At 71.0% G+C, this 20192-nt stretch carries 17 protein-coding genes; 10 read left to right on the plus strand and 7 right to left on the minus strand.

Going from position 1 to position 20192, the window contains the following annotated elements:
* Positions 1-1309, plus strand: a 1309-nt coding sequence (locus MKK54_RS09115) for a BamA/TamA family outer membrane protein (protein WP_244010481.1), incomplete at its 5' end; no start/stop codon positions are given.
* Between the two features lie 59 nt (positions 1310-1368).
* Here the strand turns inward: MKK54_RS09115 and MKK54_RS09120 are convergent.
* The 4 genes from MKK54_RS09120 to MKK54_RS09135 all read right to left on the minus strand — a co-directional run bounded on the left by MKK54_RS09120 (position 1369) and on the right by MKK54_RS09135 (position 4372).
* The gene (locus MKK54_RS09120) at positions 1369-1998 is read right to left on the minus strand and encodes a helix-turn-helix domain-containing protein (RefSeq protein ID WP_244010482.1); all 630 of its coding nucleotides are present in this window, start codon (positions 1996-1998) and stop codon (positions 1369-1371) included.
* A gap of 86 nt (positions 1999-2084) precedes the next feature.
* On the minus strand, positions 2085-2891 hold the full coding sequence (gene thiD / locus MKK54_RS09125; RefSeq protein ID WP_244010483.1) for a bifunctional hydroxymethylpyrimidine kinase/phosphomethylpyrimidine kinase: 807 nt from the start codon (positions 2889-2891) through the stop codon (positions 2085-2087).
* Positions 2892-3015: 124 nt separating this feature from the next.
* Positions 3016-3726, minus strand: coding sequence for a thiamine phosphate synthase (gene thiE, locus MKK54_RS09130; protein WP_244010484.1), 711 nt, complete (start codon positions 3724-3726; stop codon positions 3016-3018).
* 217 nt (positions 3727-3943) lie between these two features.
* Complete coding sequence (locus MKK54_RS09135) at positions 3944-4372, minus strand: hypothetical protein (protein ID WP_244010485.1); 429 nt, start codon at positions 4370-4372, stop codon at positions 3944-3946.
* A gap of 404 nt (positions 4373-4776) precedes the next feature.
* Between MKK54_RS09135 and MKK54_RS09140 the strand changes: the two genes are divergently transcribed.
* From MKK54_RS09140 to MKK54_RS09165, 6 genes are all read left to right on the plus strand, one after another.
* Positions 4777-5340, plus strand: a complete 564-nt coding sequence (locus tag MKK54_RS09140; protein WP_244010486.1) for a sugar O-acetyltransferase — start codon at positions 4777-4779, stop codon at positions 5338-5340.
* A gap of 102 nt (positions 5341-5442) precedes the next feature.
* Entirely contained in the window at positions 5443-6435 is a 993-nt protein-coding gene (locus tag MKK54_RS09145; RefSeq protein ID WP_244010487.1) for an NUDIX hydrolase, read from the plus strand.
* A 118-nt stretch (positions 6436-6553) separates the two neighbouring features.
* Positions 6554-7642: a quinolinate synthase NadA gene (gene nadA / locus MKK54_RS09150; protein ID WP_409564154.1), complete on the plus strand. Its 1089-nt coding sequence runs from the start codon at positions 6554-6556 to the stop codon at positions 7640-7642.
* Positions 7639-9198, plus strand: a complete 1560-nt coding sequence (locus MKK54_RS09155; protein WP_244010489.1) for an L-aspartate oxidase — start codon at positions 7639-7641, stop codon at positions 9196-9198. The genes nadA and MKK54_RS09155 overlap by 4 nt, the downstream gene beginning before the upstream one ends.
* 41 nt (positions 9199-9239) lie before the next feature.
* The gene (gene nadC / locus MKK54_RS09160) at positions 9240-10103 is read left to right on the plus strand and encodes a carboxylating nicotinate-nucleotide diphosphorylase (protein ID WP_244010490.1); all 864 of its coding nucleotides are present in this window, start codon (positions 9240-9242) and stop codon (positions 10101-10103) included.
* Positions 10104-10294: 191 nt separating this feature from the next.
* Positions 10295-10957: a L,D-transpeptidase gene (locus MKK54_RS09165; RefSeq protein WP_244010491.1), complete on the plus strand. Its 663-nt coding sequence runs from the start codon at positions 10295-10297 to the stop codon at positions 10955-10957.
* Positions 10958-11058: 101 nt separating this feature from the next.
* On the opposite strand, the gene MKK54_RS09170 is transcribed toward MKK54_RS09165, so the two are convergent.
* Entirely contained in the window at positions 11059-11406 is a 348-nt protein-coding gene (locus MKK54_RS09170) for a DUF6460 domain-containing protein (RefSeq protein ID WP_244010492.1), read from the minus strand.
* 300 nt (positions 11407-11706) lie between these two features.
* Here MKK54_RS09170 and MKK54_RS09175 point away from each other — a divergent pair, with 300 nt between their 5' ends.
* The 3 genes from MKK54_RS09175 to pdeM are packed head-to-tail and all read left to right on the plus strand — an operon-like array spanning position 11707 to position 15954.
* Positions 11707-12669, plus strand: coding sequence for an alpha/beta hydrolase (locus tag MKK54_RS09175; RefSeq protein WP_244010493.1), 963 nt, complete (start codon positions 11707-11709; stop codon positions 12667-12669).
* Positions 12666-15197, plus strand: coding sequence for a ligase-associated DNA damage response DEXH box helicase (locus MKK54_RS09180; RefSeq protein WP_244010534.1), 2532 nt, complete (start codon positions 12666-12668; stop codon positions 15195-15197). Before MKK54_RS09175 ends, MKK54_RS09180 begins: the two co-directional genes overlap by 4 nt.
* 43 nt (positions 15198-15240) lie before the next feature.
* Complete coding sequence (gene pdeM, locus MKK54_RS09185; RefSeq protein ID WP_244010494.1) at positions 15241-15954, plus strand: ligase-associated DNA damage response endonuclease PdeM; 714 nt, start codon at positions 15241-15243, stop codon at positions 15952-15954.
* A gap of 65 nt (positions 15955-16019) precedes the next feature.
* Here the strand turns inward: pdeM and MKK54_RS09190 are convergent, their stop codons facing one another.
* A complete protein-coding gene (locus MKK54_RS09190) occupies positions 16020-16457 on the minus strand; it encodes a DUF3429 domain-containing protein (protein ID WP_244010495.1) in 438 nt (145 codons plus the stop codon).
* Between the two features lie 274 nt (positions 16458-16731).
* Complete coding sequence (locus MKK54_RS09195; RefSeq protein WP_244010496.1) at positions 16732-20079, minus strand: hypothetical protein; 3348 nt, start codon at positions 20077-20079, stop codon at positions 16732-16734.
* Between the last annotated feature and the right edge of the window lie 113 nt (positions 20080-20192).

Raw genomic sequence — 20192 nt, forward strand, 5'->3', positions numbered from 1 at the left:
CTCGGCCGACCGGGTGATCATCAACATCGACGTCGAGGATCAGCCCACGGGCTCGTTCTCGGTGGCGGGCGGCTACTCCACCCAGGACGGCATCATCGGCGAGGTCTCGGTCTCGGAATCGAACTTCCTGGGACGCGGCCAATACGTCCGCGTCGCCGGCACCGGCGGCCAGTACTCGCGCGGCCTCGACTTCTCCTTCACCGAGCCGTACTTCCTCGGATACCGCCTCGCGGCCGGCTTCGATGCTTTCTACAAGTACAGCAATCAGGCACGTTATTCGCGCTACAACACCACCGTCTACGGCGGTCAATTGCGCGTCGGCCTGCCGATCACCGAAGAGTTCGGCGTGACCTTCCGTTATTCGCTCTACAACACCGAACTGAAGGTGCCCAACACGCTCTCGCAGCCCTACGACGATTGTACGAACCCGATCAGCGGCTACACCAGCGTGAACGCCTCCGGCCAGGCCGTCTATCCGACCTGCACGTCCGACGGCGAAGCCTCCATCGCCATCAAGTCGGCGCAGGGCTCGACGCTCACCTCGCTCGTGGGCGTGACGCTGGCCTATTCCACGCTCGACAACTTCGCCGCGCCCAAAAACGGGTTCTACGCCGAGCTGAAGCCGGAGATCGCCGGCCTCGGCGGCGACTCGAACTTCTACCGGGTCACCGGAGAGGCCCGCTACTACAAGGAATTCGCGGAGGACGTGGTCGGCTTCCTGAAGTTCCAGGGCGGCCATATCGGCTCGACCGACGGCAACCCCCTGCGCATCACGGACCAGTTCTTCCTCGGCCCCTCGCTGGTGCGCGGTTTCGCCATCAACGGCATCGGCCCCCGCGACGTCGGTACGTCCGATTCCCGCTCCAACGCCCTCGGCGGCTCGACCTATTTCGGCGGCACCCTCGAGGTGCAGTTCCCGCTGCCCGGCATCCCCCGCGATCTCGGCCTGAAGGGCGCGCTCTTCACGGATGCCGGAACGCTGTTCGGCTACAAGGGCAAGCGCACCTTCGACGTGAACGGCGACGGCATCATCAACGGCTACAGCCCGACGGCGGGATGCACGTACAGCGCCTCGACCGTGGGCGTCGAACCGGAATGCGTGAACGTGCGCGACAAGGCGACGATCCGCTCCTCGATCGGCGCCTCGATCCTCTGGAACTCGCCGCTCGGGCCGATCCGCTTCGACTACGCCTATGCCCTGACCAAGGACGAGGGCGTGAAGACCTACGCCACCGACGGCTCCTACCTCGGACGCGTCGGAAAGGACCAGACCCAGGCCTTCCGCTTCTCCGGCGGCACGAAGTTCTGAGGCTCGACCTGTCCCGGTCGAACGACGCTGCGGCCGCTCTCGTCAGAACGGCCGCAGCGTTACTCCATCACGGCGGCCTTCATGATCACCACCATGATCGCCTTGGCGGGCTCGGCGCCGATGCAGCGCACCGTGTGCGGCCGGTCGCAGCGGTAACGCAGGGTCTCGCCCGCGCGGGCGCGCTGGGTGGTGCCGGCGACCTCGACTTCGAGCATGCCGGCGGTCACGGTCAGGGATTCGACCGAGCCGCGCTGGTGCGGATCGGAATCGAGCTGCCCGCCCGGATCGGCGCTGACCTCGTACCATTGCAGCCACTCGACGGTCTTGATCCAGCCGACGATCGCGAGCCGCACCTTGCCGTCGTCCGAGACGAGGATCGGCGTGTCGGCCCGCGAGGTCTTCTCGATGAAGGGCTCCTCGTCGCTGGTGGCGAGCACCCGCTCGATCGAGACGTCGAGGGCCTGGCTCAGGCGCCAGATCGTGGCGAGCGTCGGGTTGGTCTCGTTGCGCTCGATCTGGCTGATGATCGACTTGGCGACGCCGGATTGCTCGGCCAATTCCGAGAGCGAGAGGTTGTAGGCCTTGCGCAGGCGCTGGATCGTCTTGCCGAGCTGGCCGGAGAGCACCTGCGCCCCGGTGAGGATGTCACGCTGCCGCCCACGCTCGGGCGTCGTCAACTGGTCTTCCATCGTACCCGATTTCCGCGCATCCGTTCCGTTAAGCGGACGCTTGTGCGTTACTTCAAACGCAAACGGGGCATGCGCGCAAGGCGCGGTCAGGTCCAGAGGGCGTGGAAATGATGCACCGGCCCGTGTCCGCGACCGACGGCGACGCGGTCGGCGGCCACGATCGCGGCCGAGACGTAGCGCTTGGCCGCCGCCACCGCCGCCTCCAGCGCCAGCCCGCGCGCCAGTCCGGCCGCGACCGCCGAGGAGAGCGTGCAGCCGGTGCCGTGCGTATTCCGGGTCTCGGTACGGGGCGCGGCGAAGCGCCGGAGCGTGCCGTCGGCGCCCATCAGGTGGTCGACGCTCTCGCTGCCTGCGCCGTGGCCGCCCTTCACCAGCACCGCGCGGGCGCCGATGGCGAGGAGGCGCCGGCCTTGCGCCACGGCGGCGTTCTCGCTCTCGGCGGTCGGCTCGCCGATCAGCGTCGCGGTCTCGGGCAGGTTGGGGGTCACGAGGTCGGCGAGCGGCAGCAGGTGGCGGCGCAGGGCCTCCACGGCCGCCTCCGAGATCAGCCTGTCGCCGGAGGTGGCGACCATCACGGGGTCGAGGACGATCGGGATCGATCCGGCGTGGCGCGCCAGACCGGCGGCCACCGCCTCGATGGTGGCGACCTGGGACAGCATCCCGATCTTCACCGCCGTGACGGTGAGATCGGAGAACACGCTCTCGATCTGGGCCGCGACGAAATCGGCCGGCACGTCGTGGATCGCCTGGACGCCCCGCGTGTTCTGGGCCGTCAGCGCGGTGATCACGCTGGCACCGTAGACCCGCAGCGCCGCGAAGGTCTTGAGGTCGGCCTGGATTCCGGCGCCGCCGCTCGAATCGGAACCCGCGATGGTGACGGCGACCGGTGTCATGGTGTTCCCCTTCGGACGTTCCCCGCGAACGATCGCGCGAGCTTAGTCTCTCTCACAAAACTCCCGCTGCGCCGCCGTGCCCAGCGTGAGGGCCGGCGGTGGTCGGGAGTTTTGTGAGGCACTCTTAGGCGGCCACGCGCCGCGCCGCGAGGGCCGTGTCGACTCGGTCGCGCAGGTCGCGGGTCCGCCCTTCGACGGAATCACCGGCGAACAGCGCCGAGATCACCGCGATTCCATCGGCCCCGGCCCCGATCACCGCCGCCGCATTGCTCGAATCGATGCCCGCGATGGCGCCGAGCGGAAACGCGGCCCCGCGCGCGAGCCGCCCCCGGAAGATGATCCGGGCCAATCCGTCGAGGCCCACCGGCGGATCGGGATTGTCCTTGCTCGCCGTGGCGAACACGCCGCCGATGCAGGCATAGTCCACCGGTAGGCGGTAGAGTTCGTCGGCCTGCGCGCCGCTCTTCAGGGTGAGGCCGATGATCGCCTCGCGCCCGAGCAGCCGGCGCGCGTCGGCCGGATGCAGGTCGGACTGACCGAGATGAACCCCCTCGACCCCGGCCGCCAGCGCCAGATCGACCCGGTCGTTGACGAGGAGCGGCACCCCCGTGCCGGCGAGCGCCGCATGGATGGCGCGGATGCGCGCCAGGGCGGCACGGGCATCCGAGATCGACTTTTCGCGGTATTGCAGCAGGGTGCAGCCGCCCCTGGCCGCCTCCGCCGCCATCGCGGCGAGCTTGGCCCCGTCGAAGCCGGACACGCCGGTGTCGAGCAATCCGTAGAGGCGCAGATCGACCGGCCGGCCCGTCCCGATGGCTTCGTCCCGTCCGATCACGCTGTGCTTCTCCCGGTTCGCAGATTGGGCGCGCGAGTCTAATCGAGAACGTCCGGCGCTTGGTACCCCCCCAGACGCTTCGTGGCAGGGGAAAGCGCGCGGGGGCGTGAGCCTCGGATGACGGAGGGTATGGAGGCCGAAGGGCGACGGCCAAGTCCGCAGAGCGTGGCGGCGACCCTATTTCGCCCACCAAATTCACCCGCCAAGGCAGATCATCTCAGGGTGAGGTCTCGACGGCCGTCGCGCGGTGACCGATCTCGTTCAGGCTGGTGCAGAGCAGCGAGACCAAGCCCCCGAACAGGGCCGTGCGGAAGAGAGACGATGGGAACATCCAGTCAATCTCCCTGAAGCCAAAGGTACTCCAGGCAACGATCGCGGCCGCACCGACCGGCACCGACAAAACGAGGCGCATGGCACGATTTGCCCCGAGCACAAAGACGTAGAGGGAGAGAACCCCGGACATGAACGCGGGGATAATTCCGAAAGCGTAGGATAATATGATCATCCCTGCGCTCCCGGCGGCACTGATATTGAAAATCACCCCGAATAACAGCGAAAATGTCTTCAACAAGCCATTATGGGAAATACTTGTGATAGACGCGATGATCAGCAGACCCAGGGGCGGACCAACGAGTGTGTAGACCATGACAGTCTTCAGATATCTGCTCGTATTCATGGATATCGAAGTCAGCCCCGCTTCCAGGAGAACTCCTGACGTTCCGTCGGGTCTCCCACCGGAAGAACCCCGGCCATAGGAGTATCACACCGCCCCAGCCGATCATTCGGCCCGCGATTATCATGCATCGGTTGCGCGACCGACAAGAGGTTGCACTTCGTGTCGCCGTCTCGCACGCGCTGTTCGGCGAGGTCCATGGCAACGCCTGACGGATGGGGTCGGCTGCGGCATCCGAGCGGCGACGAGCCCGCTAACGGTGCAGCCGGATGTCCCCGTCCGGCACGAAGCTCTGCCGACTTCCGTGTGTCGCGCGTGGGAGCCTCGTCCGCGCATACGGCGTTGCCCACGCATTCCCCTGGAGGCCGGACACCCGCATGGACCGCACCCCGAAACAGAAGATGCTCGCCGGTGACCTCTACGATCCGGACGATCCCGAGCTTCACGCCGATCACCAGTCCGCCAAGGCCTGGATGCAGCGCTACAACGCGGCGTTCACCGAGGGGGCGTCTATCCGGCGCGACCTGCTGCGGGAGCGCTTCGCGGCCGTCGGCGAGGGGGCGGTGGTGCGGCCCCCCTTCCACTGCGATTACGGGCTGCACATCAGCCTCGGCGCCCACGTCTTCCTGAACTACGGCTGCGTCATCCTGGATTGCGCGCCCGTGAGCATCGGCGCGCGCACCCAGATCGGCCCCGGCGTGCAGATCCTCACGCCGGACCATCCGCGCGAGCCGGGTCCGCGCGAGGCCGGCCTCGAATTCGCGCGGGAAATCCGGATCGGACGCAACGTCTGGATCGGCGGCGGCGCCCTGATCCTGCCCGGCGTCACCGTGGGGGACGATGCCATCGTGGGCGCCGGCAGCGTGGTGACCCGCGACGTGCCGGCCGGCGCCACCGTCGTCGGCAATCCCGCGCGCAGGCTTCCGAAGACCGCGCGCTGACGGGGCGGGACGGAGGATACGGGGCGGTTTTTCCGCATTCATCGCGCGGCCGCGATATGCGATGAGCAGGCCGAAGCGAAGCGGGGATCGGACAGCGTGACCATGGCGGAGGAGACCCAGCGGCAGGCGGAGGGCGCGCTCTCCAATCCGTCCGCCGTCGGGCTCGTGGCCGTGATCGTCGCGGCGACCGACGGCGAGCCGCGCGCGCTCACCGTCCAGGTCGGCGGGCAGGCCAGGGGGCGCTCGGACGGGTTGCCGGCCGGCCCCCTGGTGCCCGAGCACCCGACCCTCGAACGGGGCCTGCGCGCCTGGGTCGAGCGCCAGACGCACCAGCGCCTGGGCTATGTCGAGCAGCTCTACACCTTCGGCGACCGTGACCGGCAGGGCGACGATGCCGGCGGCCTGCACTCGCTCTCGGTGGCCTATCTCGCCCTCGTGCGCGAGGTCCGGCCCGCCGGCCTCGCCGAGGCCTCCTGGCGCAACTGGTATCGCTACCTGCCCTGGGAGGACTGGCGGGCGGGCCGGCCCGAATCGCTCGCCGAGATCGAGGGCAAGCTCCTCGCCTGGGCGGACGGCGCCACCGACCCGAAGCTGCGGCGCCGGCGCGAAGACCGGCTCGGGCTCACCTTCGGGCTCTGCGGCGGGGCCTGGAACGAGGAGCGCGTGCTGGAGCGCTACGAATTGCTGTTCGAGGCCGGGCTGATCCCGGAGGCGCAGGGGCAATCCGGCGAGGCGCGCGACAGCGACCTGCCGGTGACGGGCCAGCCCATGGCCCTCGACCATCGCCGCGTGCTCGCCACCGCGATCGGGCGCCTGCGCGGCAAGATCAAGTATCGCCCCGTGGTCTTCGAATTGATGCCGCCGACCTTCACGCTGTTCCAGCTCCAGCGCACGGTGGAGGCGCTCTCGGGCACGAACCTGCACAAGCAGAACTTCCGGCGCCTCGTGGCCCAGCAGGGCCTCGTGGAGGAGACGGACGGCGTGACCAGCGGCGCCACCGGCCGGCCGGCCCGCCTCGTGCGCTTCCGCCGCGAGGTCCTGCTGGAGCGCCCGGCGCCGGGCTTTCGGCTGAGGCCCGCGCGCAGGCCCGCCTGACCGGCGATCGCGCGAATGACAATCGCAGTGCAGCGTCATTCTCGCACCGCAAAAACGTTATGCTCAAAGGCTGCATATCTGGACAAGGCCGCGCGGCGCGCCTACGTTAGTCGGCACAATGCTCAGATTGAGCATAAGTGAGGACGCGTCAATGGCGGCGACCAGTCTCCCGAGCGGCACGAACTTCGGCGGCACGAACGTCGGCGGCACGAACGTCGCGGGCATTCCCGGCGGTCTGCCCCTGCCCAACATCTACGCCCGCGTCAGCCGGCACGTGCCGGCGATCGAGTGGCCGGCGCTCGCCGGCGACGTGGCGGCGATCCTGGAACTGAAGAAGACGCGCAACGCCGTCATCCTCGCCCACAACTACCAGGCGCCGGAGATCTTCCACACGGTGGCGGATATCGTCGGCGACAGCTTGGCGCTGGCCCGCGAGGCGGTGACGGTGGACGCGGACGTGATCGTGCTCGCGGGCGTGCACTTCATGGCCGAGACGGCCAAGCTCCTGAACCCGGGCAAGACCGTGCTGATCCCGGATACGCGCGCCGGCTGCTCGCTGGCCGATTCGATCACCGCCGCCGACGTGCGCGGCCTGCGGGCGAAATATCCCGGCGTGCCGATCGTGACCTACGTCAACACCTCGGCCGCCGTGAAGGCGGAATCGGACCTGTGCTGCACCTCCGGCAACGCCGTCGAGGTGGTGCGCTCGCTGAACGCGCCCCGCGTCCTCATGATCCCGGACGAGTTCCTGGCGCAGAACGTCCAGGCGATGATCCCCGAGGTCGAGATCCTGACCTGGGCCGGGCATTGCGAGGTGCACGAGCAGTTCACCCCCGCCGACATCCGCGAGGTGCGCGAGAGCTATCCCGGCGTCACCGTCATCACCCACCCGGAATGTCCGCCGGAGGTGGTCGCCGAGGCCGACTTCTCGGGCTCCACCGCGATGATGATGAACTTCGTGCTGGAGAAGCGCCCCAAGCAGGTGGTGCTCGTGACCGAGTGCTCCATGGGCGACAACATCGCGGCGGCCAACCCGGACATCGAGTTCATCAAGCCCTGCAACCTGTGCCCGCACATGAAGCGCATGAGCCTGAAGAACATCCGCCACGCCCTGGAGACGATGACGCACGAAGTGACGGTCGAGCCGGAACTCGCCGGGCGTGCCCGGATGGCGGTTGAGCGCATGCTCGCGGTGCGCACCCGATGAACGCGCACGCCCCCCTCTCCTTCGCGCTGCCGGGCACCGACCAGGTCGTGGTGGTCGGGGCCGGCATCGCCGGCCTCGCCACCGCGCTTCGCCTCGCCCCGCACCCGGTGACGCTCGTCACCGCCGCTCCGCTCGGAACCGGCACCGCCACCGGCTGGGCCCAGGGCGGCATCGCCGCCGCCATGGGCGCCGACGACGCGCCCGCCCTGCACGCCGCCGACACCCTGGCGGCGGGCGCCGGCCTGAGCGAACCCGAGGTGGCCGCGCGGGTCGCGGCCGCCGGTCCGGGCCTGATCGACTGGCTCGTGGGCCTCGCGGCGCCCTTCGACCGGGACGCGGCCGGGGACCTCGCCCTCGGGCTGGAGGCCGCGCATTCCCGCCGCCGCATCGTGCGGGCGGGCGGGGATTCCACCGGCCGTCTCGTGCTCGAGACTCTGGTGCGGGTGATCGGGCGCACCCCCTCCGTCACCGTGCTCGTCGCCTCGGCCCGCGCCCTGATGCGGGACGCGCACGGGGCCGTGGCCGGCGTGGTCTGCGAGCGCGACGGACAGCGCTTCGCCCTGCCGGCCCGCGCGGTGGTGCTCGCCACCGGCGGCGTCGGCGCCCTCTACGCCTCGACCACGAACCCGCGCGGCGCCACCGGGCGCGGCCTCGCCCTCGCCATGCGGGCGGGCGCCACCGTGCGCGACATGGAGTTCGTGCAGTTCCATCCCACCGCCATCGCCACGGGCGCCGATCCGATGCCGCTGGCCACCGAGGCCCTGCGCGGCGAAGGCGCCCGGCTGATCGACGCGACCGGGGCCCCCGTCATGGCGGGCATCGCGGGCGGGGACCTCGCGCCCCGCGATGTGGTGGCGCGCGGCATCTTCCAGGCCCAGGCACGCGGCGCGCGGGTGTTCCTCGATTGTCGCGGCGCCCTCGGGGCCCGCATGGAGACCCGGTTTCCCACGGTGGCGGGCCTCTGCGCGGGAGCGGGCATCGACCCGCGCGTACAGGCCATTCCGGTGCGGCCCGCCGCGCATTACCACATGGGCGGCGTGAAGGTGGATGCGGCCGGCGCCAGCACGGTGCCGGGTCTCTTCGCCTGCGGCGAGGTCGCCTCCACGGGCCTGCACGGGGCCAACCGTCTCGCCAGCAACTCGCTCCTCGAAGCCATGGCCTTCGCCCCCTGGATCGCCGAGGCCGTCGGCGCCCTGCCCGCGCCGGGCCAGGCCCGCGCTGAGGCGGAACCGGAGCGTGGCCCCTCCGATCTCGAAGCCTTGCGGCACGTCATGGACGGCGAGGTCGGCGTGGTGCGCGACGCGGAGGGGCTGACCCGGGCCGTGCGCAGCCTCGCGCCGACCGCGCGGGCGGGCTGCGACGCGGCGCTGACCGGCCTCGCCATCGCGGCCTCGGCCGTCACCCGCCGGGAGAGCCGCGGCGCGCACTGGCGCAGCGATCATCCGGCGCAGGAGCCGCCGCGGCACACGGAGGTGACGCTCGCGGACCTCTGGGCCATCGCCGAGACGCTCCGGGCCGATGCGCCGGAGCCGGCCCGTGGCGTCGTGACGGCCTGAGCCGCCACGCGCCCCGTCCCCCCTTTCGAGAGCCAGTCGACATGCTTGACCGCCCCGACCTCGCCCCCCTGCCCCGCCTGATGGTGGAGCCGATCGTCCGCGCCGCGCTGCTGGAGGATCTCGGACGGGCCGGCGACATCACCACCGACGCCATCGTGCCGGCGAGCGCCCGGCTCGAAGGCGTCATCGCCGCCCGCCAGGACGGCGTGATCTCCGGCGTCGACACGGCGGTGATCGCCTTCGGGCTGATCGACCCGAGCGTCTCGGTGATCGTGGAGCGCGGCGACGGCACCCGCGTGGCGCCGGGCGACGTGGTGATCCGCCTCGCCGGCCCGGCCCGCGCCATCCTCACCGCCGAGCGGGTGGCGCTAAACCTCCTGTGCCGGATGTCCGGCGTCGCCACCGCAACCGCGTCCCTGGTCGAGGCCGCGCAGCCGCACGGCAAGGCCCGCATCGTCTGCACGCGCAAGACCACGCCCGGCCTGCGGGCGCTGGAGAAGCACGCGGTGCGGGCCGGGGGCGGCTCGAACCACCGCTACGGCCTCGACGACGCGGTGCTGATCAAGGACAACCACGTGGCGGTCGCGGGCGGCATCGTGCCGGCGATCACGCGCGCGCGGGCCTATGCGGGGCACCTCGTGAAGATCGAGGTCGAGGTCGACACCCTGGAGCAGCTCGAACAGGCGCTCTCGGTGCGCGCCGACGCGGTGCTCCTCGACAACATGAGCCCCGAGCAACTGGCGAAGGCCGTCGCGATGATCGACGGCCGCGCCATCGCGGAGGCGTCCGGCCGGATCAACCGCGACACCGTGGGGGCGGTCGCCGCCTCCGGCGTGGATCTCATCTCCTGCGGCTGGATCACCCACAGCGCGCCGATCATCGACCTCGGCCTCGACGCGGTCTGATCCCCGGCCGTATGGCCGAGGTGCCACGGTGTTGCCACGAAATCACGACGCCCCGGCAAGCGCCGTTGCACTGCGAATAGAGCTTGGCTTTGAAGCGTGAGCGTTTACGTCTTGGGCACACTTCGCGCCGTAACGTGCGTCAAGTTTTCCACTGCGTTTCCACAGACTTCATTCGCCTTCGAGAGGCCCCGATGCGCCGTTTCGCCCCCGCCCTGACCGGGCTCGTCTGTGCGCTGGGCGCGTGGGCTTCGCCCGCTGCCGCCTACGAGATCGACCCCCTCACCCGCCAGCCGCTCGACAACGCCCTCGTCATCCGGGTGCGTCCGCAGAACGAGCCGGTGGCGATCCCCACCGCCAACGCTTCCCTGCCGGCCGACCCGATGACCCCGTCCTCGGCGGTGCCGCAGATGTCGGCGATCCAGCGCGAGGAAGTCGCCTTCGCGGGCAGCTACGCCCCCGGCACCATCGTGGTCTCCACCGCCGAGCGGCGGCTGTACTACGTGCTGGGTGACGGCAAGGCCCTGCGTTACGGCGTCGGCGTCGGCCGTCCGGGCTTCACCTGGGGCGGCGTGCAGACCATCACGATGAAGCGCGAGTGGCCGGATTGGCGTCCCCCGGCCGAGATGCTGCGCCGCCGTCCCGACCTGCCGCGCTTCATGAAGGGCGGCATCGAGAACCCGCTCGGCGCCCGCGCCATGTATCTCGGCAACTCGATCTACCGCATCCACGGCTCGAACGAGCCGGAGACGATCGGCACCGCCGTGTCCTCGGGCTGCATCCGCATGACCAACGACGATGTCGCCGACCTCTACACCCGCGCCAAGGTCGGCGCGAAGGTCATCGTCCAGCGCTGAGCCTTCGGACGTCGACGACAATGCGAAACGGGCCGGTGGAGACACCGGCCCGTTTCGTTTCGCGTCGGACGAGCGCGCGCCAGGATGTTCGCGCGGTCCTGCTACTTCGACACCGCGAAGAAGCGCGACAGCAGCCACAGGGGCACCACCACCACGGCGCCGGCCACGATCCAGCGGCCGAAATCATGGAAGGTGTCGAGGCCGAGGTCGATCAATGTGCGCACCGCGTCGTAGGCGTGCCAGAACAGCAGCCCGGGCGTGACGCCGAGCATCGCCATCACGGCGCCGACCAGCACCGACAGGAACAGCAGCTTCATGAAGACGGCGGCCGGCGAGCCGCCGAGGAAGCGGCGCAGGGCCGAGCGCCGGTCCCGCACCGGAAAGGTTTCGCCCGCATAGGGCTGGCCGGGATAGGCCGACGGGCGGCGCGGGTCGTGGTCGAGGGTCATGACATGGTTCCTGGGAAACAAGATTCCTGGGGACGCGCGGGCCGAGATCCGGCCGAGTCGGGTCCCGCGGCGTTCCGTATTGTGCCACGTGGTGTCTCGCCCGCGTCCGGTCCACTCTCAGAAGCCGCCGAACCCGGCGGAACCGTGACAGAAGCGACACAGCCCTGGCGAAACCGGACGCCCCCTGAGGCGTTAGGGACTTTCGCGCCTCAGACGGATGGCTCCCATCCGTGAACGGTCCCATTTTAGAGAGACGGTCCTGCTCCCGTCGACCGACCTGCGAATGAAACGAACCGATTCATGATCGACCACGCCCTGTTCGATCCGGCGACGATCGATCCGGACACGAAGCGCCTGAACGCCGAGATCGTGGCCGCCCACGCCGCGCAGACCGATCCGTGGTCGATCCCGATGACGGAGGTGCGCGCGCGCCGCCGTCAGGGCACGCAGGCCTCGCCGGCCATGCCGCGCAGCGCCCGCGCCGAGATCCTGACCATCGACGGCCCCGGCGGCCCCCTGCCGCTGCGGGTCATCCGCCCCAACCCGAAGAAGTGGGCGAAGCTGCGGGGCGCCTACCTGCACATCCATCGCGGCGGCTGGGTCTGGGGCTCGGCCGACGAGCAGGACCCGTGGCTGGAGCGGATCGCGGATGCCTGCGGCTTCGTCTGCCTCTCGGTGGAGTACCGGCTGGCACCCGAACACCCCTACCCCGCCGCCCTGGAGGATTGCGAGGCGGCCGCCCTCTGGCTCGCGACGGCGGGCAAGGCCGAGTTCGGCATCTCGGCCCTGACGATCGGCGGCGAATCGGCGGGCGCGCAGCTCGCCGTGATGGTGCTCCTGCGCCTGCGCGACCGGCACGGCCTGCCGCGCGCCTTCCGGGGCGCCAACCTCAACGCGGGGTTTTTCGACCTCGGTCTGACCCCGAGCGTGCGCAACTGGGGCGAGCCGCGCCTCGTGGTGAACACCGAGGACCTGACGCGCTTCGCCGACGTCTACGTGCGCGACGGGATCGACCGGCGCCGCCCCGACGTGTCGCCGCTCTATGCCGACCTGAAGGGCCTTCCGCCGGCCCTGTTCACGGTGGGCACGCACGATCCGCTCCTCGACGACACCCTCTACATGTCGGCCCGCTGGGCGGCCGCCGGCAATGGCGGGCACACGGCGATCTATCCGGGGGGCTGCCACGTCTTCGTGCGCTATCCCGGCGCGATGACCGAGCGGGCGCTGGAACTGATCGACCGGTTCCTGATGGCCCTGGCCTGAGCAAGCGCAAACCCGCGGACGTTCTGCCGGAGCGCTTCGCGGCCTGGTTCGCGTCGCGCGGCTGGTCGCCCAGGCCGCACCAGCTCGAACTCCTCGCCCTCGTGCGCGCCGGGCGCTCGGCCCTGCTCGTGGCTCCCACGGGCGCGGGCAAGACCCTGGCGGGCTTCCTGCCGAGCCTGACCGCGCTGGCGGGGCGCCCGCCGTCGCCCAAGGCGCGCGGCCTGCACACCCTCTACATCTCGCCCCTGAAGGCGCTCGCGGTCGACATCGCGCGCAACCTCGAGGCACCGATCGCCGAGATGGGCCTCGACATCCGGGTCGAGACCCGCACCGGCGACACGCCCTCGCACAAGCGCACGCGCCAGATCACGCGCCCGCCCGACATCCTGCTCACCACGCCCGAACAGCTCGCCCTGCTCATCGCGCATCGCGAGGCGGCGGATTTCTTCGCCACCCTGTCCTGCGTCGTCCTCGACGAATTGCACGCCCTCGTCACCTCGAAGCGCGGCGACCTCCTCTCGCTCGCCCTGGCGCGCCTGCACCGGCTGAGCCCGGGGCTGGCCGCGATCGGCCTCTCGGCGACCGTGCGCGAGCCGGACGCGTTGCGGCGATACCTGGTGCCGCAGCGCCCCGATCCTCCCGCCCCCGAGGGGAACGGGTCTTCGGGCATGGCCGAACTCGTGGTGGTGAAGGGCGGCGCCGCGCCGGACCTGCACATGCTCGACACCGGCCTCACCCTGCCGCTCGCCGGTCACACCGCCTGGCAGGCCATGCCGGCGATCTACGACCTGATCGGCCGGCACCGCACCGTGCTGGTCTTCGTCAACACCCGGCTCCAGGCCGAGTACACCTTCCAGGAACTCTGGCGGATCAACGAGGCGAACCACCCGATCGCCCTGCATCACGGCTCCCTCGACGCGACGCAGCGCCGCCGGGTCGAGGCCGCGATGGCGGCGGGGCAGTTGCGGGCCATCGTCTGCACCGCGACCCTCGATCTCGGCATCGACTGGGGCGACGTCGACCTCGTGGTGAATATCGGCGCGCCGAAGGGCGCGAGCCGGATCATGCAGCGCATCGGCCGCGCCAACCACCGCATGGACGAGCCCTCCAAGGCCTATCTCGTGCCCGCCAACCGGTTCGAGATGCTGGAGTGCCAGGCCGCCCTCGACGCGGTGGAGGCCGCCGCCCAGGACACGCCGGACGCCCGCCTCGGCGCCCCCGACGTGCTGGCCCAGCACGTGCTCGGCATGGCCTGCGCCGATGCCTTCGACGCGAACCGGCTCTACGAGGAGATCACCTCGGCGGCGCCCTACGCGACCCTGTCCTGGGAGGATTTCGAGGCGGTGGTCGATTACGTCGCGACCGGCGGCTACGCTCTGCGCGCCTACGAGCGCTTCGCCAAGATCCTGCGCGGGCCGGACGGCCTGTGGCGCGTGCGCGACGCCCGCATCGCCCAGCAATACCGCATGAACGTCGGCACCATCGTGGAATCCGCCAAGGTGAAGGTGCGCCTCGCCCGCGGGGTGCGGGCTAAGCCCGGCGCGATCCTGCCCAAGGGCGGTCGCGTGCTCGGCGAGATCGAGGAGGATTTCGCCGACACGCTGACGCCGGGCGACACCTTCCTGTTCGCCGGCGAGGTGCTGCGCTTCGAGGGCCTGTCCGAGGACGAGGCTCTCGCGACGCGCGCCGGCCCCGGCACCGACCCGGCGATCCCCTCCTACGCGGGGGCGAAGTTCCCGATCTCCACCTTCCTCGCCGCCCGCGTGCGCGCCCTCATCGCCGACCCCTTCGCGTGGGACCGCCTGCCGAAACAGGTCTCGGACTACCTGCTCCAGCAGCGCAGCCGCTCGCTGCTGCCGGGCGAGCGCGACCTGCTGGTCGAGACCTTCCCGCGCGCCGGGCGCCACTACCTCACGGCGTTTCCGTTCGAGGGGCGCCTCGCGCATCAGACCCTGGGCATGCTGCTGACGCGGCGCCTGGAACGGGCGCGGATGCGGCCGCTGGGCTTCGCCGCCAATGATTACGGCATCGCGATCTTTCTCAACCGCGATGTCGGCGAGCGCATCGGCCGGGAGCCGGATTTCCTGGAGAGCCTGTTCGCCGAGGACATGCTGGGCGACGACCTCGAAGCCTGGCTCGACGAATCCGCCATGATGAAGCGCACCTTCCGGCAATGCGCGGTAATCGCCGGGCTGATCGAACGGCGCTATCCGGGCCAGGCCAAGACCGGCCGACAGGTCACGATCTCGACGGATCTCGTCTACGACGTGCTGCGCAAGCACCAGCCGGACCACCTCCTGCTCCGGGCGGCGCGTCAGGATGCGGCAACCGGACTCCTCGACGTGAAGCGCCTCGGTATGATGTTGAGACGCATCCAGGGGCGAATCATCCACAAGGCGCTCGATCGCGTCTCGCCCCTCTCCGTGTCCGTGATGCTCGAGATCGGGCGCGAGCGGGTCTACGGCGAGGGCGCGGACGAGATCCTGGCCGAAGCCGAGGCGCAGATGCTCGAAGAAGCACTGGCCTGAGCACGTGGTGAAGCGCCCGGTTCCGAACACAGAGGATGCGGTTTTGGCGCTCGGCCAGAGACTTGAGAAGACCACCCGGTCGCCCGGCCTGACGCTGGCCGGAGAGACCCTCGCCCTCGACCTCTGCGGCGGCCTCTGGCTCGCGGCCCACCGGACCCTGATCGTGTCCGATCTCCACCTGGAGAAGGGCTCCGCCTACGCGGCGCGCTCGGGCCAGTTCCTGCCGCCCTACGACACCCGCGAGACCCTGGCCTGCCTGCACGAGGTCGTGGTCCGCCTCGAGCCCGCGCGCGTCGTGGCCCTCGGCGATTCGTTCCATGACGCGCGCGGCCCCGAGCGGATGGAGCCGGGCGACCGCGCCATGGTAGCGGCCCTGCAGGAGGGGCGCGACTGGGTCTGGATCGCGGGCAACCACGATCATGCGGTCAGCGAGGGCGTCGGCGGGCGCTACGCCGAGACCCTGAGCCTCGGCGGCCTGACCCTGCGGCACGAACCGACCGCCGACGCCCCCGAGGGCGAGGTCGCCGGCCACCTGCATCCCTGCGGCAAGGTCGCGATGCGCGGGCGGGCCGTGCGGCGGCGCTGCTTCGTCACCGACGGGCGCCGCCTGATCATGCCCGCCTTCGGGGCCTATGCGGGGGGGCTCAACGTCCGCAACGCGGCCTTCGAACCGCTGTTTCCGGCGGGCTTCACGGCGCATCTCCTCGGTGACGGCCGTGTTTTCGCCATCGGCAAGGCGATGTTGAGCAAGGATTGATCAGACCAATCCGGTCGATCCCTTCGGAATGGCGGATCTGGGCTTCGATCACGTGAAAGTCGGTCTCACGCGGCGATCAGCAGGGAGACCCCGGCAACGCCCGACAGGGCCAGTCGCAGACGGCCGAGCCAGACCGGGACGAGGCCGCGACGCGGCAGGTCCTGGTCGATGAGGCCCCAGGCCAGTACGAGGATGCCGAGGATGCGCAGGTCCCACGGGACGGGCGCGGCCAGGGCCGCCCAGGCGATCAGCGAAGGTAGAATGGCGATGGCGTAATCCGCGCCGCCGGAATTGCGGGCGGCGGCGGCGCCCCAGCGGATTCCGCCGAGGAACGAGGCGATGACGGCGCCGTAGGTCGAGAGCATGAGGCGCGGGCTCAGGCCTATGGTGCTGAGGCCGCCATCGCTGCCGCTGACGGCGAGCAGGGCAAAGCCCAGGAACGGAATCAGCCCGGCGATGCCCAGGATGAGGGCCACCGCCGGAACCGTCGTCACGCGCGCCATCGGCACTCCGGATATCGAGGCCGCCACGGCGGGCAGCGAGGCGGGAGAATCGAGCGCGGGATCATGGCCTCACGAACCGTGAGTCCGATCCCGCTCCCTGACCCTAACGCCGAGACGTCATGTCCGCTGCATCGCGCAAAGGCGGCAGAAGCCCGCATGCCGGTCGCCGCCGACGCTCGGACCCGGTCTCGATGAGCATGCCTCCTGCCGGTTCGGCGGACGCCCGCCGCCGCGTGGGCAGACCTCGATGAGTCAGGCTCATCGAGGTCTCGTGTCAGATGCGGCGGGGCGTGGTCGGCACCGCGTTCGGCGGCGGGGCGCCGAGGAGGCTCATCGGAGCCTCGACGGCGAGGGCCGGCGGAGGCTCGTTGGCGGCGGGGTCGGGCACCCGGGCCTTGAACGCGGCGGCCAGGGCCTTCGCGCCCGCGAGGGCCTTTGCATCGAGCTTGGCCGCGACGTCGTCGCGCTTCTTGGCGGCGTCGCTGTCGCCCTGGGCCGAGGCGGCCGAGAACCAGAGGTAGGATTGCTCCAGGTCCTGCTGGACGCCGAGGCCGCGCGCGTAGAGCACCGCGAGGTTGTACTGGCTGTCGCGCAGGCCGAACTCGGCGCCGCGCTTGAACCATTGCGAGGCGGTGGTGAAATCGGGCTTGCCGTGGGCGCCGGGATTCTCGGCGTAGATCACCGCGAGGTTGTGCATGGCGCGGGCATTGCCGAGTTCGGCGGCGCGGCCGTACCAGAGCTTGGCCTGAGTGAGGTCGCGGGGCAGGCCGACGCCCTTCTCGTGCAGGCTGCCGAGCTTGTACTGCGCCGGCGCGTAACCGGCGCTCCCGAGCTTCTCGAAGATCTTGGCGGCGAGCGGAACGTCGCGGGTCATGCCGCGTCCCTCGGCGGCGCGGGAGGCGAGGTCGAAGGCCGCGCTTCCGTCGCCGTCGAGGGTCGCCTTGCGCAGCTTGGCGAGCGCGGGAGGCACCACCGCGAGATCACCCGACAGGCTCGCCGCCCCGGTGAGGCGAGGCACCCCCGCCGGGGCCGCGACCGACCGCGCGGCGGCCGGAGGGGTCTCGGCCAGGGATTGCGTCGTCTGCGGATCGGGCAGCGGCTTCGGCGGGGCGCTCCCGTCGCCGGCCGGGGCATCGGCCAAGGGCGCCTCGGCGGCGCGGTTCGCATCACGGGCCATCTCGGGGGCCGGCTGGGACAGGGTCCTGGTCTCGGCCGTCACCGGCGCCGCCTCGCCGCTCGACCGGCGCGCATTCACCGCCTGGAGTGCGCCGAGGACGAGCACGATGGCGGCGAGGCCGAGGAGCAGGGGCTTGCGGCGGCGGTCGATCTCGCCACGGAGGCGTGCCAACCGGCTCTCCCGGCGCGCCGGGCTCGCAGGGCCGCGCGCGTCCTTGGACTCGAGCGAAACGGCGTGGCCCGCCGCCTCGGCCTGCGCGGCCTGCGCGGCCCGGCGGGCGGCGGCGATGAAGCTGGACTTGATGTCGCTGTCGGTGCCGGACGGCGCGTCGCTGGTTTCGACGGCCCGCTCGCGGCCCGGGCGCCCGGCGCCGGGCTCCAGGGGCAGGTCCGGACCGGTGTTGAGCGCGGCCGACAGGGAGGGCCGCTCGGAACGCAAGCCTTCCTGACGCGAGCCGTCCTGACGCAAGCCTTCCCGACGCAAGCCATCGTGCCGCGGCGTGGAGGATGTCGAAGCCGCGCGCTCGGCGAGGCTCTCACGACCCGTGCGAACCGGAGCGGCCGGTGTGGTCTCTCCCTCCAGGGTGCCGAGGCGGCCGACCAGACGTTCCAGCGCCGAGTAGACGCCGGTGAGGGTCGATTGCATGCGCTGCTCGGACGCGACCTGATGCGCGCGCAGATCCGCGAGGCTTGCCCGCAGCAACCCGACCTCGCCGGCTTCCGAGCCCGCGCCGATGCTCTCAGCCACGGCGTTGCGCGCGGCGCGCTCCATGGCGGCCTCGATCGGAGCCTCGGACCGCAGGGCCGAGACCTGATCGAGCAGGTCGATCATGGTCCGTTCGAGGCCGGCCAGAGCCGGATCGGCGGCGCGCGAGTCGATGCGCTCGGCCAGGGCCAGGACCTGATGCTCCAGGGCGTCGAGCCCCTCGTCGCGCGGACCGTCGCCGGTGCTGATCCGGTCGAGCTTGACCGTCAGGTCGTGCAGCATGCCGTGGATGGAGGCGACGTCCTCGCCCGGCAGCACGGGCCGGCGCAGGGTCGCGCCGAGATCCTCCAGCCGGCCGATCAGGTCGCCGACCGGATTGATGTGGACGCGCTCGACCTGCTCGGCGAGGGCGTCGAGACGGTGCAGGATCGCGTCCGACTGGGCGCCCGCGTTCATCGGCGCGCTGCCGCGCAACGCGTCGAGCTTGGCCCCCATCTCCTGGATCTGCTCGCCGATGGCGGCGTCCGGGCCGGCGCGCAGGCCGCTGCGGATCTCCTCCAGCAGGGGGCGCAGTTCGGCGAAGCCGCTGCCTTCGCCCGGCCGTCCCTCCTGAAGCTGGGAGATCTGGGCGCTGATCGCCTGCAGGCCGGAGGCGAGGCTCTGGATCCGCTCCGGTCCGGCGAGCGCGGAGATCAGGCGACGGATCTCGTCGAGTTCGCGGAACAAGCCGCCGAGGACGTCCTGATCGGCGAATCCGGCCGGCGCGCCGTGGAACGCGCCATCCACCTTCGCGGCGAGGCGCTCGACATCGGCCGCGACGCGGGCGTGGACGTTCTCTGCCACATCCTCGGCCAGGCGCTCCACCTGGACGCGGATCAGCTCGATCGGCGCCGCGATGGCGGCGAGCTCGGAGGGGGCCTGCGCCCGCTGAACGTCGGCCGCGAGGGCGCGCATGGCCTGCTCCAGCGCCGTGACGTCGCGGCCGCTGGCGAGGCCGCCGATGGATTCGCGCAGGCGGCTCGTCTCGGTCTGAAGCTCGGCGATGGCGGGAGCGTTCGCCTTCGGCGCCTCGTCGCGCGCCGCCGGGGACGCGCCGCCCGCGAGTTCGCGCTGGCGCTGCCGGATCTCGCTCACGGCATCGCGGATCTCCGTCACCGCCGGCCGGCCACGACGGCCGATCGGCCGCGCCGTCGCGAGCTGCTCGCTGATGTCGGTCATCCGGCGCTCGATCTCGGCGAGCCGCTGGGTCATCTCGGGGGACGAGGGCGGGGCCACGGCGCCGAGGCGCGCCTCGATCTCCGCGACCGGCCGGCCGGCGGCCTGCTGGGTGGCCGCGTTCTCGCGGGTCATGCGCTGGTCGATGGCGTCGAGCCGCCGCATCATCTCGGACAGGGCGGTGTCGATGCCGGCAGCGGGAAGCTCTGGGGGCGCCGCCTTCGTCTCGGTATGCCGCTCGGTCGGAGCCGGGGGGACCGGCTCGGCGGCGGCCGTCGTCTCGGCGGGCGTCTCCTCGGCCGGCATCCGGCGCGGAGCCTCGAGGGCGTCCACGGGCCTCGTGGCCGGAATCGGCTCGGGCCGCGGGGCTTCGGATCGGACGGGATCGGGCCGGACGGCTCCGGGCTCGACGATCGAGGCGATCCAGGTCTCCACCGGGATTCCGGCCCGGCGAGCCACGTCGCGCGCCGCTTCGAGAACGTCGGGGTCGAAGCCTTCGAGGTTGAGCGTGGCGTTGCGTGTCATCGTCAAACCTGACTCGGCGAAGTCCGTGGCTCGATCGGCGCGCGGCCCCATGGAAACGCGCCCTCGGGTTAACGGCAGATCCGGTATCCCCGACATTTGGTATTCTTGGTAAA

It is taken from the genome of Methylobacterium sp. J-068, from assembly GCF_022829445.1.
In the GTDB taxonomy this organism is placed as follows: domain Bacteria; phylum Pseudomonadota; class Alphaproteobacteria; order Rhizobiales; family Beijerinckiaceae; genus Methylobacterium.

What these genes read in the sequence shown, in the direction of transcription:
- MKK54_RS09175 (WP_244010493.1), top strand. Translation starts at nt 11,707, where the DNA reads ATGATCGACCACGCCCTGTTCGATCCGGCGACGATCGATCCGGACACG.
- MKK54_RS09170 (WP_244010492.1), bottom strand. Translation starts at nt 11,406, where the DNA reads ATGACCCTCGACCACGACCCGCGCCGCCCGTCGGCCTATCCCGGCCAG.
- MKK54_RS09135 (WP_244010485.1), bottom strand. Translation starts at nt 4,372, where the DNA reads ATGGTCTACACACTCGTTGGTCCGCCCCTGGGTCTGCTGATCATCGCG.
- MKK54_RS09120 (WP_244010482.1), bottom strand. Translation starts at nt 1,998, where the DNA reads ATGGAAGACCAGTTGACGACGCCCGAGCGTGGGCGGCAGCGTGACATC.
- MKK54_RS09145 (WP_244010487.1), top strand. Translation starts at nt 5,443, where the DNA reads ATGGCGGAGGAGACCCAGCGGCAGGCGGAGGGCGCGCTCTCCAATCCG.
- MKK54_RS09190 (WP_244010495.1), bottom strand. Translation starts at nt 16,457, where the DNA reads ATGGCGCGCGTGACGACGGTTCCGGCGGTGGCCCTCATCCTGGGCATC.
- MKK54_RS09165 (WP_244010491.1), top strand. Translation starts at nt 10,295, where the DNA reads ATGCGCCGTTTCGCCCCCGCCCTGACCGGGCTCGTCTGTGCGCTGGGC.
- nadA (WP_409564154.1), top strand. Translation starts at nt 6,554, where the DNA reads ATGCTCAGATTGAGCATAAGTGAGGACGCGTCAATGGCGGCGACCAGT.
- nadC (WP_244010490.1), top strand. Translation starts at nt 9,240, where the DNA reads ATGCTTGACCGCCCCGACCTCGCCCCCCTGCCCCGCCTGATGGTGGAG.
- MKK54_RS09195 (WP_244010496.1), bottom strand. Translation starts at nt 20,079, where the DNA reads ATGACACGCAACGCCACGCTCAACCTCGAAGGCTTCGACCCCGACGTT.
- thiD (WP_244010483.1), bottom strand. Translation starts at nt 2,891, where the DNA reads ATGACACCGGTCGCCGTCACCATCGCGGGTTCCGATTCGAGCGGCGGC.
- MKK54_RS09155 (WP_244010489.1), top strand. Translation starts at nt 7,639, where the DNA reads ATGAACGCGCACGCCCCCCTCTCCTTCGCGCTGCCGGGCACCGACCAG.
- MKK54_RS09140 (WP_244010486.1), top strand. Translation starts at nt 4,777, where the DNA reads ATGGACCGCACCCCGAAACAGAAGATGCTCGCCGGTGACCTCTACGAT.